This window comes from Flavobacterium sp. I3-2, assembly GCF_013389595.1.
Classification (GTDB): Bacteria; Bacteroidota; Bacteroidia; order Flavobacteriales; family Flavobacteriaceae; genus Flavobacterium.
The window spans coordinates 2374731-2388638 of record NZ_CP058306.1 but is presented as its reverse complement, the minus strand read 5'-3'; the positions used below and the strand labels follow the sequence as shown (position 1 = coordinate 2388638).

18 protein-coding genes are annotated in these 13908 nt (G+C 30.9%); 17 read left to right on the top strand and 1 reads right to left on the bottom strand.

What is annotated here, in order from left to right; translation table 11 throughout:
- The first annotated feature begins 332 nt into the window (after nt 1-332).
- Together HW119_RS11355 and HW119_RS11350 are read left to right on the top strand one after the other, a co-directional pair.
- Nucleotides 333-1232 (top strand): DUF1837 domain-containing protein, encoded by a 900-nt coding sequence (locus tag HW119_RS11355; RefSeq protein WP_177764474.1) that lies wholly within the window; start codon nt 333-335, stop codon nt 1230-1232.
- Nucleotides 1199-1975 (top strand): DEAD/DEAH box helicase, encoded by a 777-nt coding sequence (locus tag HW119_RS11350; protein ID WP_177764472.1) that lies wholly within the window; start codon nt 1199-1201, stop codon nt 1973-1975. The genes HW119_RS11355 and HW119_RS11350 overlap by 34 nt, the downstream gene beginning before the upstream one ends.
- Here the strand turns inward: HW119_RS11350 and HW119_RS11345 are convergent.
- Nucleotides 1896-2804 (bottom strand): IS1595-like element ISBbi1 family transposase, encoded by a 909-nt coding sequence (locus HW119_RS11345; RefSeq protein WP_005807145.1) that lies wholly within the window; start codon nt 2802-2804, stop codon nt 1896-1898. The genes HW119_RS11350 and HW119_RS11345 overlap by 80 nt on opposite strands.
- Nucleotides 2805-2816: 12 nt before the next feature.
- Between HW119_RS11345 and HW119_RS11340 the strand changes: the two genes are divergently transcribed.
- The 15 genes from HW119_RS11340 to HW119_RS11270 all read left to right on the top strand — a co-directional run bounded on the left by HW119_RS11340 (nt 2817) and on the right by HW119_RS11270 (nt 13811).
- The gene (locus HW119_RS11340) at nt 2817-4487 is read left to right on the top strand and encodes a helicase-related protein (RefSeq protein ID WP_177764470.1); all 1671 of its coding nucleotides are present in this window, start codon (nt 2817-2819) and stop codon (nt 4485-4487) included.
- A 230-nt stretch (nt 4488-4717) separates the two neighbouring features.
- On the top strand, nt 4718-5185 hold the full coding sequence (locus HW119_RS11335; RefSeq protein ID WP_177764468.1) for a DUF4265 domain-containing protein: 468 nt from the start codon (nt 4718-4720) through the stop codon (nt 5183-5185).
- A 321-nt stretch (nt 5186-5506) separates the two neighbouring features.
- On the top strand, nt 5507-5944 hold the full coding sequence (locus HW119_RS11330; protein ID WP_177764466.1) for an N-acetyltransferase: 438 nt from the start codon (nt 5507-5509) through the stop codon (nt 5942-5944).
- Nucleotides 5945-6181: 237 nt separating this feature from the next.
- Nucleotides 6182-6397: a hypothetical protein gene (locus HW119_RS11325; RefSeq protein ID WP_177764464.1), complete on the top strand. Its 216-nt coding sequence runs from the start codon at nt 6182-6184 to the stop codon at nt 6395-6397.
- Nucleotides 6398-6443: 46 nt separating this feature from the next.
- Nucleotides 6444-6701, top strand: coding sequence for a hypothetical protein (locus HW119_RS11320; RefSeq protein WP_177764462.1), 258 nt, complete (start codon nt 6444-6446; stop codon nt 6699-6701).
- A complete protein-coding gene (locus HW119_RS11315; protein WP_177764460.1) occupies nt 6694-7041 on the top strand; it encodes a hypothetical protein in 348 nt (115 codons plus the stop codon). The genes HW119_RS11320 and HW119_RS11315 overlap by 8 nt, the downstream gene beginning before the upstream one ends.
- Nucleotides 7042-7271: 230 nt before the next feature.
- A complete protein-coding gene (locus HW119_RS11310) occupies nt 7272-7763 on the top strand; it encodes a hypothetical protein (protein ID WP_177764446.1) in 492 nt (163 codons plus the stop codon).
- Nucleotides 7764-7987: 224 nt separating this feature from the next.
- Nucleotides 7988-8437 (top strand): hypothetical protein, encoded by a 450-nt coding sequence (locus HW119_RS11305; RefSeq protein WP_177764458.1) that lies wholly within the window; start codon nt 7988-7990, stop codon nt 8435-8437.
- Nucleotides 8438-8658: 221 nt separating this feature from the next.
- The gene (locus HW119_RS11300; RefSeq protein ID WP_177764456.1) at nt 8659-9423 is read left to right on the top strand and encodes an RDD family protein; all 765 of its coding nucleotides are present in this window, start codon (nt 8659-8661) and stop codon (nt 9421-9423) included.
- 667 nt (nt 9424-10090) lie between these two features.
- Nucleotides 10091-10318: a hypothetical protein gene (locus HW119_RS11295; RefSeq protein ID WP_177764454.1), complete on the top strand. Its 228-nt coding sequence runs from the start codon at nt 10091-10093 to the stop codon at nt 10316-10318.
- A gap of 17 nt (nt 10319-10335) precedes the next feature.
- Nucleotides 10336-10737, top strand: coding sequence for an SMI1/KNR4 family protein (locus HW119_RS11290; RefSeq protein ID WP_177764452.1), 402 nt, complete (start codon nt 10336-10338; stop codon nt 10735-10737).
- A gap of 225 nt (nt 10738-10962) precedes the next feature.
- Nucleotides 10963-11250 carry a CPCC family cysteine-rich protein gene (locus tag HW119_RS11285; protein WP_177764450.1) on the top strand — a complete coding sequence of 96 codons (288 nt, stop codon included), beginning with the start codon at nt 10963-10965 and terminating at the stop codon, nt 11248-11250.
- Nucleotides 11251-11624: 374 nt separating this feature from the next.
- The gene (locus tag HW119_RS11280) at nt 11625-12356 is read left to right on the top strand and encodes an SMI1/KNR4 family protein (RefSeq protein ID WP_177764448.1); all 732 of its coding nucleotides are present in this window, start codon (nt 11625-11627) and stop codon (nt 12354-12356) included.
- A 246-nt stretch (nt 12357-12602) separates the two neighbouring features.
- The gene (locus tag HW119_RS11275; protein WP_177764446.1) at nt 12603-13094 is read left to right on the top strand and encodes a hypothetical protein; all 492 of its coding nucleotides are present in this window, start codon (nt 12603-12605) and stop codon (nt 13092-13094) included.
- A gap of 213 nt (nt 13095-13307) precedes the next feature.
- A complete protein-coding gene (locus tag HW119_RS11270) occupies nt 13308-13811 on the top strand; it encodes a hypothetical protein (protein WP_177764444.1) in 504 nt (167 codons plus the stop codon).
- Nucleotides 13812-13908: the final 97 nt, after the last annotated feature.

Sequence of the window (13908 nt, the reverse complement as noted above, 5' to 3'; positions counted from 1 at the left end):
AAAAGCTTAGACAATTTAATGAAAAAAAATGACAAAGTCAAGTAATTGACTGTTTTTCATTAATTTAAAACAACAAGATTCTTATATTTACCAAACATAAGTTTAAATGACGTTCGCAAATCGGGGATTTAGCGCAATAATTTAAACTTATTTTATATGGAAAGGAGTCCAAAACTGTTCAAGTAAAAACTTCGTACAACATCGTATTGGCAAAATTGCGAGCATAACTAAACGCAACTGTTATCTATATTTTCTCGCAACTTCGCCAATACGTCCAACGTTAGGCGATATGCTATGAACCAACGTCATATTAGAAACCAATAAACTCCTGAATGAGAAAAACTCTACTTGATTTAATTGAAAATACAATAATTCATCAATATGATTTACCAAATTCTACGACTGGAGTTTCAAAAACCATATTTTCTATTGATGACGACAAATGTTTTAAAACTACCAATAATAATGACTTTGCTGAAATTATTTATAATTCTATTTTAGAATATTGTTTTAATGAATTTGAAATAGAAAATAAAGACTTTGACAAATTACATTTTATTGCCCTACAAACTCGATTAAAATACAATTCTACTGCCGATTTAGGGACAAAAATCAAATACGGATTTTTAGGAGAAGTCGTTTTATTTAGCGTACTATATTCACTTTTCAAGTCAAAACCACTCATCGCAAGAGGGTATTTTTATAATCCTCTAGAAAATTCAGAGACAAAAGGATATGACTCCTATCACTTGGTTGAAAATAATGGACAAACTGAGTTATGGTTTGGAGAAGTTAAATTCCATAAGGATTATAAAAGTGGAATAAAAAGTGTGTTTAAGAATATAAGCAAAGCTATTTCAGATGATTACCTACAAGCCAATGTTTTCGCTATTTCCAATGAAGTAAATAATCTTCAATATAAGGGTTCAAAAATTGAAACCGTAATAAATGACTGGAAGGAAAACCCATATCTGTCAATAATTGAGGAAATCAAACAACATAATATGAAGTTAGTTTATCCTGTGATGTTATTATATGAAGAAGATGCGACAGGATATGATGATAGTATAAAAAATATTCCGACACATATTCAAAGTGAATATACATCAACTAGCTATAGTCTGTCAATTCCATATTCAATATTTTTCATTTTAATTCCGATGAAAGATGTTAAACTAATAAAAGAAGATGTAATAAAATGGATAGAATCGAAGAAACCACTTATGTCCTAAAACAGCTTAATAGATTCAACACGAAACAGATTACCAATGAATCATTGGTAAAGTCAGTCTGTGATTATTTTGATATTATAAAATCGGACAATTTAAATCAGTCGGATTTAATGTTTCTCAAATATTTATCCAATGCCTCAGGAATACCTCATTACTATGATTTATTAGATAGTTTTAATCAAAAAACAGAGATAGAAAATTTCAATTTAAATACATTTGCCTCTCTCTTATACGAAAGCACTTTACATACATCAGAAACAAAAAAAGTTCACAGGTATCAAATGGATATTTTAAATCTATTTGAACTAGGCAAAGCAAATAGATATTTTCTTTCAGCTAGTACATCTTTTGGAAAAACACATATTGTTTTTGAAATCATCAAAAAGATGAATTATACAAATGTGGTTTTAATTTTCCCTACAATTGCATTACTATCTGAAAATCTAGAAAAACTTATTTCAGAAGAATCATACTTATATTTTAGAGAAAAATATAACATTCATACTTTAAGCGAGGTAACAGAGTTTGGAACTAATAATATGTTCATTTACACTCCCGAGCGTTTTTTATCTTTCAAAGAGAAAAACCCAAATACAATAGCTTTTAATTTTGCATTCATTGATGAAATATACAAAATTGACAACGAATATTCTGATTATCCGTTTATGCACCTGTTATATTCGCAATTACTAGTCTGTCAAAGAGTTTGTCTCCAAAATACCGTCTGTTTAATTTGTAAATAAACTCGTTGAGATACAACTGTAAGTATTTCCTTTTGATTTTATGGTAGTTGCCCAGCAATGTCCGTTTTGCATTACTGATTGCGATATGCACCCATTTGAGTGTTTCCTTGGTGGTTTTGGCGTCTGATTTCTCGGTGACGTGCAATTCCACCAGATCGGAGATGTCAACGTAAGAAGTGCTTTTGTCCGAAAATACGATGGCATCATCCTCCATGCAGTCCCTGACCACGCCGTTGATTCCTTCACTTTGATGGCTATCCAGTACCCTGGCCTTGAAATAACGCACATGCTTCTCCTTTTTGCCCGTTTCGATATCTTCCAACGGGGTGCTTTCGGCCATCACCGCAACGTTCTGCTTTCCCTCGGCTCCCCGGCCACGTGTACCCTTGCCTCGCTCGATTTCCTTACTGGCCACCGAAAAGTAACCCTCATCCAGTTCTATCATCCCTTCCAGTGTATACCTTGCATCCCGGTTGCCCATCGCCCTGCGGAGTTTGTGTACCATCGCCCATACCGGTTCGTAACGCTTCAATCCTAATTGCTTCTGGAGTTCGTTGGTGGAGAATCCCTTTTTTGTGCAACTCATCAGGAACATCGTTTTGTACCACACCAGAAACGGCAGCTTGGAGCTCTCCATGATCGTACCGCTGCGCAACGAGGTGCGGAAACGGCAACCTTTGCATTCATAACTCCATTTACCCTGTAACCAATAATGGGAAGTGCCCCCGCATCGCTTGCAGACAACCCCTTCCTTATCACGCTGCTCCTTGAAATGCAAACGACAATCTTCCTCCGAACCGAAATGAGCCGTAAAACTGAATATGTTCATAATCCCTGCTTTTTGAGCGCTAATATACTAAAAATATTAGGTGTGTTTGCGGAGAATCAGAACGAATATTTATTAGATGAAGAAATCAAAGAAAACGAAAGAGATGTTGCCTATAGATTATCTGTTTTCTATGCATTAGACAAAAATGTAGATGTTCTTCTTGCTGGTCCTTATATTGAATTTTACGACATGCAAAAAAATGGCTACAACAATTCATTCGACAATTTTCTCTCTAAAAATCAGATTGGTCTATTAAATTATAATCAATTTGAAATTGTAAGCAAGACTTACAATAATATCAAAACAAGAAGACAAATTAAAGTCGATAACCAACTTCAATTTGATTTTCAAACAACTGGCAAAAACGAGAGGCTAATAGAAATACTAAAACAAATAAAATCAATTAATGAAAATTCTATTATTTATTGCTCTACAAGAGCATATACGGAAAATTATGCTAAAAACATCTTAGATTCAGGTGCTTTTGAAGAACATTCACACACAGATTATTCAGATTTTATTACCCATATTTCTAAAAACTTTAATAAAGATTGGGTAGTTGTAAAATCGCTACAGAAAGGAATTGGAATACACCATGGATTAGTTCCAAAATACATTCAAAAAGAAATTATTTCACTCTTTAATAATAGCTACTTAAACACTCTCATATCCACAACAACTATTACTGAAGGAGTTAATACATCGGCTAAGAACTTAATTGTATTACATAGCAAAAAAGGAGATAAAGAATTAAAAAAGTTTGATGCTAAAAATATTGCGGGAAGAGCAGGTAGATTTTTATATCATTATTCAGGCAGAGTTATTGTGCTTCAAAATGATTTTATGAAAGCAATTGAAGCCGAACCAGAAGGCATCAAACACAAAAATTATGACTTACAAGCCCCTAAAGATGAGATTGATTTATTTTATTCGAGTGATGAGTATCTATCAGAATCTGACAAAACTAGAAAGCTGAATATTAAAGTAGAGCAAGATAAAAGAGGAATCCCTGATGAAATTTTTAATTTATATAAAGTAGTGAGCAGACTTGATAAGATTACTATTTATGATGAGCTTAAAAAGCTGACCAATATTGAAATTGACAATATTAAAGTGTTAATTAGAACCATAAATAATAAAATGGATATTGATTACGATGGTTTTCAAGTTGTTTTGAAAGTCATTCGTCCCATAGTGAAAAACCAAAAACTTCAATTCTTGATAGACTATAAGGGTGAAGCTAATGAATACTCTACATTAACTCATTTAACTCATTTTTACTTAACAGGTGGCTTTTTAGGCTCTGTAAAATATAAAATGTCGAGTATGTCTGTTGATAAAGCAATTTCTGAAACAGCAGAATTTGTATATAATACATTAAAATATCAAGTTGTCAAATACCTAGGAGTATTTAATATTATGTATTGCTTCATCCAATCTCAAGAAACTAATAAATCATTTGATGAAGTTACTGGCATAGATAGACTCTTAGTTAAACTTGAATACAATGCATTGACCGATTATGGAAGAATAGCAAGCGATTATGGTGTTCCTTCAAACGTTCTTGACTATTATGAAAACTTAGAAAATAAAGCCAAATCCGAAGAACTTAAATCAAACTTTGACAACTATGAAAAGAGCATATTTGATAAAGTCGAAAAAATCATAAAAGGCGCTGATTAGAAGCACAATCGCCTAACAAAGGTTTTGCAAAAGAGCGGGTTAAGTGGTTAATTCAAGGTTCGTGCAATTAATCCGCAAAAACATTTTTTATTTGCTTTTAAAATGTAAATTAGCAAATAGAAAAAATGGTTTTGCTTACATTGGTGCTAAATTGATAGTTTAGTCTTCCTAAACCGCTCCTTCGCAAAGCCTCGAAACGTTACCTGCAATGTTATCCAGCTAACCGTATAATGGAAAGAAATTTTGAAAAAATTTTAACAAGATATTACAGTGACGTTCTTGAAAAAGAAATTGTTGAAACTTTATGGGCGGAAATAATTGACGAAAACAAAGGACTTTTTAAAATTGATAATATTCCTTTCTATGGACCAAAATTTTCTTGTGGCGATATAATATATGCAGAATACGACAATTATGAAGAACGCTTGACTTTCAGAAAAGTTGTTAAACCAAGTGGAAACTCAACAATTCAAATAATTATGATGGATGAAAAGCTTGACTTCCAAAAATTACGTAATGAATTTAAAAATTTAGGATGTGATAGCGAAGCAACTGGAGGGAATTATTTTGTAATGGAAATTCCTTTTGAACAAAATTATACTGAAATATTTAAAAAATTAACGGAATTGGAAAATAACGGAACAATTGGATTTGCAGAACCAGTGATTTCTGACAAACATAATTCTGAAAAAATATAAAACACTGCAGGTAACACAAGTTTGGCGCAATGGCAAGTAAAGGCAAACTATTAAGTTGGTTTTCTTTTTTGTCGCACTCGCCTATTTCATTTTTTATTATTAAATTTAAAAATCAAAAAGACGTTGCTTGGTTTTGGTTAATCGTAAAGTTTTGGCTTTATTTTTTCGCCACATGCGCCAAGCTTCGTCACGTTGTGTACAATTTTACCTAAAATCTCACCAAGATCAAATCAATTTAAAATAGAAAATTATAAAGTTGAAGTACAAAAAAATCGGAATAATTCTGCTTTAACAGCACATCTCTTTTTAGAATAAAATGCAATGAAAATTAGAAAAATGGAAATCAGAGATGTATCAATGTTAGCTGATTTGTGGCTAAAAACATCTTTAACAGCACACAGTTTTATTCCAGAGAAATACTGGATTGAGAATAAGATTCTAATGGTAGAAAAATATCTTCCAAATTCAGAAGTGTATGTCGCAGAAGAAATGAATAATATTTTGGGATTTGTTGCTCTAATTGAAAATCAAATTGCATCTATTTTTGTAGATGAGAGGCAACAAGGTAAAGGTATAGGAAGTTTACTTTTGGATTATGTCAAAGATTTACGTTCTGAAATGACTCTAAATGTTTATCAGAAGAACCAAAAAAGTGTTAATTTTTATAAAACAAAAGGATTCAATATTTTGGAGGAAACAATTGACGAACCCACTGGAGAAAAAGAGTTCAAAATGCAATGGAATAAAAATGTAGAATAAAAAACTGCACACAACAAGCAGTTTGGCAAAAGAGCGGAGTAAATGCTAAGTTGAACGCTTCGTCTTCCCTATCCGCAAAAACCGTTTGGTTTTTGCTTTTCTTTTTGTAATTTAGCAAAAAACAAAACGGTTTTGCTAATGTTCGGAGCAAAAAGAAAACTTATCGCTTCCTTTTCCGCTCCTTCGCCAAGCTGCCGAACCGTTGTGTGCAATTATTGAAAACCGATATACCTTAAAATGATAAATGAAACATTTAAAAAAATCCTTTCTTTAAATGGGGTTTCAATTCTTATTGGAATTATTGGTGGAGTTGTTGGTTTACTATCAATTTTTATTGATTGGAATTGGACTATAAGTATAAAATGGTTAGCAGCTTCAATAATATTCTTTTCTTTCTTATTGCTAATATCTATACTCGTTGTATTCGAACTTTATAAAAAAAATAAGCAGTAAACTAAACACAAAAATTCAAGTAATTAAATTTTCTACAGAACATTCAATGATTTTAGTTGAAAATTCAAATGATTTAGAGTTTTCTCAAACAGTAAGTATTTACTATGTTTTAAATAACTTTCAAATCCCATTAGCACTTGGATTTATCGAAAACATTCAAGAAAAATTTACACAGATTAAATTAGTTAATTTTGACGAAGATTTTGTAAGACTTCATAAGACTGAATACAAAAATTTACTTAATAACAATAAAGAAAGCCTTGATTCGATTCTTATAAAAAATTATTATAGATACAATGGATAACAAGAATATATATATTGTAAAAAAGATTGACAATTACCAAATTGTTATCAATAAAGGAACTCAAAATGAAATTAACTCATTTATGAGGTTTTTGGTTTACGAAGAAGGTGAAGAAATCATTGACCCAAATACAAAACAAAGCTTAGGTAAACTGGAAATTCCTAAAGGTTTTTTTAAAGTTCAACATATTCAAGAAAAAATGACGACTTTAATATCTGAATTAAAAAAAGATAAGAGAATTATTCCTGTATTAGATGTATTTGGTGAAATTGACGCCGAAAAAGATTTACTAAATTCAATAAAGGTTGGAGATAGAGTTAAAATTATAAATGAATTATAACTGCACACAACACAAGTTTGGCGCAATGGCGAGTAAGTGAAAATCTCGAAATCGGTTTTCTTTTTTGTCGCAATCGCCATTTCAATTTTATTTATTAAATTTAAAAATCAAAAAGGCGTTGCTTAGTTTTGGTTAATCGTAAAGTTTTGGCTTTATTTTTTCGCCACATGCGCCAAGCTTCGTCCCGTTAGGCGTCATTTTAAAACAACAATCCATATTAAAAATTTAAAATGGGATTATTCGATTTTTTAAAAAAAAGCAAAAAGGAATTTGCAAAATCTTTAGTGGTTTATATCAGTTCTGAATTAAACAAAATTTTAATTGCACCACATTATGTAGATGAATCTTGGATTAAATACGAACAAGAAGAAATTGAAATATTAGAGTTTAATTGCAATGATGAAATACTTGGAGAATCTGTAAAAAGAAATTTCAACAAATTCGCTGAAAAAAATATGGAAAATCGAAACAGAACTTCGAAAGATTGGTCATCTTATCAAGCAAGTAAACTAAAATCAATGAAAGAATTTGAAAAAAAATATTCCAGAATTTTTATTTCAGGAGCGAATGAAGCAAATATCATAATGACTTTTGAAGCGGATATGAAATCCAAATTAAAAATTAATTTAACAAGTTCGATTTCAACCTTTGCTGAAAATCAAAAAATGGGAGCTTTAATAAAAAAAATGTACGATATTCAAATGAATCGAATAATCGAATAAAAAACGAACGCACAACACAAGTTTGGCGCAATGGCAAGTTAAGACAAATCTTGAAGTTGGTTTTCTTTTTTGTCGCAATCGCCTATTTCATTTTTTATTATTAAATTTAAAAATCAAAAAGGCGTTGCTTAGTTTTGGTTAATCGTAAAGTTTCGGCTTTATTTTTTTCGCCACTGCGCCAAGCTTCGTCCCGTTACACGAAAGCTTTTCCAAACTTTACGCAAATGAAAAAAACTATTATAATTTTATCTTTATTCTTCAATTTTACTTTATATGCTCAAGAAAGTATAAGTAAATTGAATTATGCAAAAATTGAAATTTCTGTGCCGGAAAATTGTGTTGCTAAATCTGAATACGAAATAATTGATTGTAATGGATTTTCTGCGCAATGGTTATTCTTTAACGAAGAAATGATAAAGCAAAAAGTAAACGAACAATTCCAAGCTCAAATCGAAGAACAATTTGAATTTAAAAAGAAGAAAAGTATTGAATTTACATCGCAAAATCAAAATTTTAAAGGAACTAAATACGAATTAAAAAACGGAACTTATAGAATAATTGGATTTGGTCGTATAAATGATATTCCACTTTTATTGAATTTAGGATTCAATAAAGACCCAAAAGATAATAATAATCTAACTGAGTTTGAAAAAAACTTTATTAACTTAAAATAAAGCCTTCGTGTAACATCGGCTTGGCGAAATGCGGGGTTAAGTGCAAAATTGAACTTCTCACCTATTTAGCCGCCAAAAGCTGTTTGCTTTTGTTTTTTTATTAAATTTACCAAAAGGCTCACAGCTTTGGCTCAGTTTCGGTCTGAATTGAACTTTCGCTCAATTCAAGCCCGCACTATCGCCAAGCCGCGGCCCGTTAGCACCAATTTTACAAAACAACAATGACAGAACAATCATCAGATTTGACTTTTATAAAATCAAGCAGAAAAAGAAGAATAGCTGCCTTTTTAATTGACCACTTCGTAATGACATTTTTAATGGTTTTAATTGTATTTATTGCACTTGGACCAAATTTTATGGACGAAAACAATCCAAGCAAAATGATGACAACAATATTGCTTGTTATGATACCTAGCTTTCTTCTATATTTTGCAAAAGACAGCTTGAAAGGAATTAGTGTCGGAAAATGGATTATGGGAATTATGGTTCGTGACGAAAATAACCAAAATGAGATACCTTCATTTGGTCGACTTTTTTTGCGAAACTTATTTATTATTATTTGGCCTGTTGAATTTATTGTTTTGGCAACTAATGATAAAAAGAAAAGACTTGGCGACCAAATTGCAAAAAATGTTGTAGTGAAAAATCCTAATAAACCAACGAAATTACCTCGGATTTTAGCTTTAATTGGTGTAGGTGTAACATTTTCCGTGTTTGTGTTTTTATTTGCAGGCAGTGCTATGAAAAACTCTGACGCATATAAAGTAGCTACAAAAGAAATCGAACTAAATAAAGAAATAATCGCAGAAACTGGTGGAATAAAAGGATATGGAATGATGCCAACAGGAAATGTTAGTATATCAAATGGGCAAGGACAAGCGCAACTTGAAATAAAAGTTTTAGGTAATAAGAAAGACCTAAATGTTAGTGTTTACTTGGAGAAAGAGCCAAATGCAGAATGGAAACTAATAGAAATACAAAAATAAAAACTGGTGCTAACATGGGTTTAGCGCAATGGCGGGTTAAGTGATTAATTGAAAGTTTCGGCTTTCTATGTCGCAAAAAGCCAATTACATTGACTTTTTTTCTTAAATTTATTCAATTAATTGGCTTTTGCTTACCGTGTCGCTAAATTGAAACTTTTCGCTTCAATTTCCGCCACTGCGCCAAGCCCCGAACCGTTGTACGCAATTTTAGGACGTACTTTCCGAATAAAAGTTTGGTAATTTTAATAAGAAGGAGTTGTTTTAAAGGCAAAAAATAAGGATTATTTTGCCTGCTAAGCTTTGCAAAAGATTTTGCTGAAAACTCGTTTTCAAAGCGAAACGCTAAAAAGCTTAGACAATTTAATGAAAAAAAATGACAAAGTCAAGTAATTGACTGTTTTTCATTAATTTAAAACAACAAGATTCTTATATTTACCAAAGATAAGTTTAAATGACGTTCGCAAATCGGGGATTTAGCGCAATAATTTAAACTTATTTTATATGGAAAGGAGTCCAAAACTGTTCAAGTAAAAACTTCGTACAACATCGTATTGGCAAAATTGCGAGCATAACTAAACGCAACTGTTATCTATATTTTCTCGCAACTTCGCCAATACGTCCAACGTTAGCGGTAATTATAAAATAACGCCCCTAAACTAATTGACAAATGGAACTACAGAAAGACAGAGTAATTATTACAAGTGATGTTAGTGGCGACCGAGATGGTATTGGAGTCGAAATTTACCGCGATGACAAACTAATTGTTGAAATATTTCGCGATGACACAAAACGAACAAGAATTGTAACTTTATTCCAACAAGATATTTCATTAGAATTGATTGAAGAAAGTATTCAAATTTTCAAAAAAGAAATTCCTTGGAACTTTATTGATTAATTTAAAAAAATAGAAAAATGCCATTCCCAATAGATGAAAAATATATCATAGAAACCGAGAAGGAACTTGGAATTCTTTTCCCATACAATTTTAAACTTAAAATGATTAAAGAAAATGGCGGAGAAATGGTGAATGAGGACGACGATTGGAATTTATATCCATTTTTTGATAAATCAAATAAAAAAAGAATTAGCAGAACTTGCAATCATATCGGATTAGAAACTAAACAAGCAAAAAATTGGGGTAATTTTCCTTTAAACGCAATTGCAATTGCTTCAAATGGAAGTGGCGACCATTTAGTATTATTGCCGACAAAAGAAAATAATGAAATACTAAGTGATGAAATTTTTACTTGGTATCACGAAACTGGAAAAACTGAAAAAGTTGCTGACAAAATTGACGAGCTAATAGACAATTAATTATAACTACCGCTAACACAAGTTTGGCGCAATGGCGAGTTAAGGAAATCGCGAAGTTGGTTTTCTTTTTTATCACAATCGCCTATTTCATTTTTTATTATTAAATTTAAAAATCAAAAAGGCGTTGCTTAGTTTTGGTTAATCGTAAAGTTTTGGCTTTATTTTTTAGCCACATGCGCCAAGCTTCGTCACGTTATAGGCAATATTTCCAAAAATTGCGTAAAAATGAATGAAGAAAATTTCAAAGTCGAAAATAAATTTTTCTGTAGATGTTGCTTTTACAATACTCTATCTAAATTTCCAAAAGGAACTTATGAAATATGTGAAATTTGTTTTTGGGAAGATGATTGGTATCAAACAGAAAATCCTTTCGATGATGGAAGTCCAAACACAGTATCTTTAATTCAAGCAAGACAGAATTTTGAACAATTTGGAGCTTGCGAACTTGAAATGAAAAAAAACGTTAGAAAACCAACAAATAATGATATAAGGAAAATAGATGTTTACAATTGATAATTTAACAAATCAAATTACTTCTAAGAAAATTAAATAATAATTTCTTTGCTGTAGATTTTTAAGCAAACTGATTTTTAAAGAAGAAATATAGATTGTTAAAACGGATGGAATCACGAATGGCAAAATCTTTAAAAAAATACTGCCTATAACACAAGTTTGGCGCAATGGCGAGTAAAGGCAAATCTCGAAGTTGGTTTTATTTTTTATCGCAATCGCCATTTCAATTTTATTTATTAAATTTAAAAATCAAAAAGGCGTTGCTTAGTTTTGGTTAATTGTAAAATTTTGGCTTTATTTTTTCGCCACATGCGCCAAGCTTCGTCACGTTACCTGCAAGCATTTCTGAAAAGACGCAACTTAGAAAGAAAAATATGACTCCATTAGAAAAATTAAAATCAATCCTAAACGAAAAGTATATTTCAGAAGATAATGAGGAATATCAAGTGCAACTATTGGAAGGTTTATCTGAGGAACAGATAAATACTTTAGCCGAAAGGTTTCCTTCAAAATATATTCCTTTAGAAATTAAAGAATTATTAAAATTCGCTCGTGGTTTTGAATTTTATGGATTAGAAGAAATAACTTTTGACGGAATTGAACAATTCGGATTTGAAGAATTTTTTCCTCATTCTGTTCAACTTGCAGGTGATGGATTTGGAAACTTTTGGATTTTAGACGTAAGTAAAAATGGAAATTGGGGAAATGTTTTTTATGTATGCCACGACCCAGCTGTAATTATTAAGCATTCTGACAATCTAACGCAATTTATTGATCACGTAAATGAATTTGGAAAGTACGGAAACAAATCCAACCTTGACATAATTCACGAAAAAGTTGTTATGGATATTTGGAGTAAAAACAACAGTTTTACAGAACTTGAAAACGCAAGTCAATCTAACGATTCAACTTTGAAAAACTTTGCATTATCACTTCCAGATAATTTTGTTATTGCAGACATAAGAAACAAACCTATTCAAAGTGGTTTTGCGTGGGGGAAATTTGGACCAAATATTGATAAAACTATACGTCACGAATCCGAACTACTTTGGGGAATCGAAAAACAAACTAAAAAGAGTTTTTTTGCCAAACTTTTTGGTAAATAACAAACAATGCCAGCAGGTAACAAGGGTTTGGCGCAATAGCGGGGTAAGTGATAAATTGAAAGTTTCGGCTTTCTATGTCGCAAAAAGCCAATTACATTGACTTTTTTTCTTAAATTTATTCAATGAATTGGCTTTTGCTTACCGTGTCGCTAAATTGAAACTTCTCGCTTCAATTTCCGCCACTGACGCCAAGCCCCGAAACGTTGTGCGTCATTTTGAAACAACAATCCATATTAAAAATTTAAAATGGGATTATTCGATTTTTTAAAAAAAAGCAAAAAGGAATTTGCAAAATCTTTAGTGGTTTATATCAGTTCTGAATTAAACAAAATTTTAATTGCACCACATTATGTAGATGAATCTTGGATTAAATACGAACAAGAAGAAATTGAAATATTAGAGTTTAATTGCAATGATGAAATACTTGGAGAATCTGTAAAAAGAAATTTCAACAAATTCGCTGAAAAAAATATGGAAAATCGAAACAGAACTTCGAAAGATTGGTCATCTTATCAAGCAAGTAAACTAAAATCAATGAAAGAATTTGAAAAAAAATATTCCAGAATTTTTATTTCAGGAGCGAATGAAGCAAATATCATAATGACTTTTGAAGCGGATATGAAATCCAAATTAAAAATTAATTTAACAAGTTCGATTTCAACCTTTGCTGAAAATCAAAAAATGGGAGCTTTAATAAAAAAAATGTACGATATTCAAATGAATCGAATAATCGAATAAAAAACGAACGCACAACACAAGTTTGGCGCAATGGCAAGTTAAGACAAATCTTGAAGTTGGTTTTCTTTTTTGTCGCAATCGCCTATTTCATTTTTTATTATTAAATTTAAAAATCAAAAAGGCGTTGCTTAGTTTTGGTTAATCGTAAAGTTTCGGCTTTATTTTTTTCGCCACTGCGCCAAGCTTCGTCCCGTTGTGTGTAATTTTTGTAGAATGCAATATAAAGATATCTTAACTCATAATCAAGTTATTGAAATAATTGAATTTATACTTTCCGATTCCAATAATGAGCTATACGAATCTTATTCTGAAATGGGAAAAGAAATTATTAAGTTTAAAGATTTAAATCATTTTGAAAATTATCTTTCGAATGCAATTACTAATAATTTAAGAAAACTGTCAATTGGTATTTATAATTCAAAATCGAAAGGTAAATTTTTCATATCAAAAATTGAATTAAATCCTAAATTTTGTAAAGGGAATACTTTCAGATATAGAATTGATGGCTGGGCTATAATTTTCATAAATTTAATTTTAAACTCAAATAAGATTGAGTTTAGAGTTTCTGTTAATACCAAAAAAAGAGCCGAAAAATGGTTCGAAATAAAATCTGAATTTGGGAATCCAGAATTATGGGAATGGAAAAATGTTGAAATCATTACTCGAAAAATAATTCATAAAATTAAAACTACACACAACAACAGTTTGGCAAAATAGCGAGTTATGGTAAACTATAAACTTTGTTTCTTTTTTTGTCGCAATCGCTATTTTTATTTTTCAATTTATTAAATTTAAAAAATAAAAATGCGTTGCT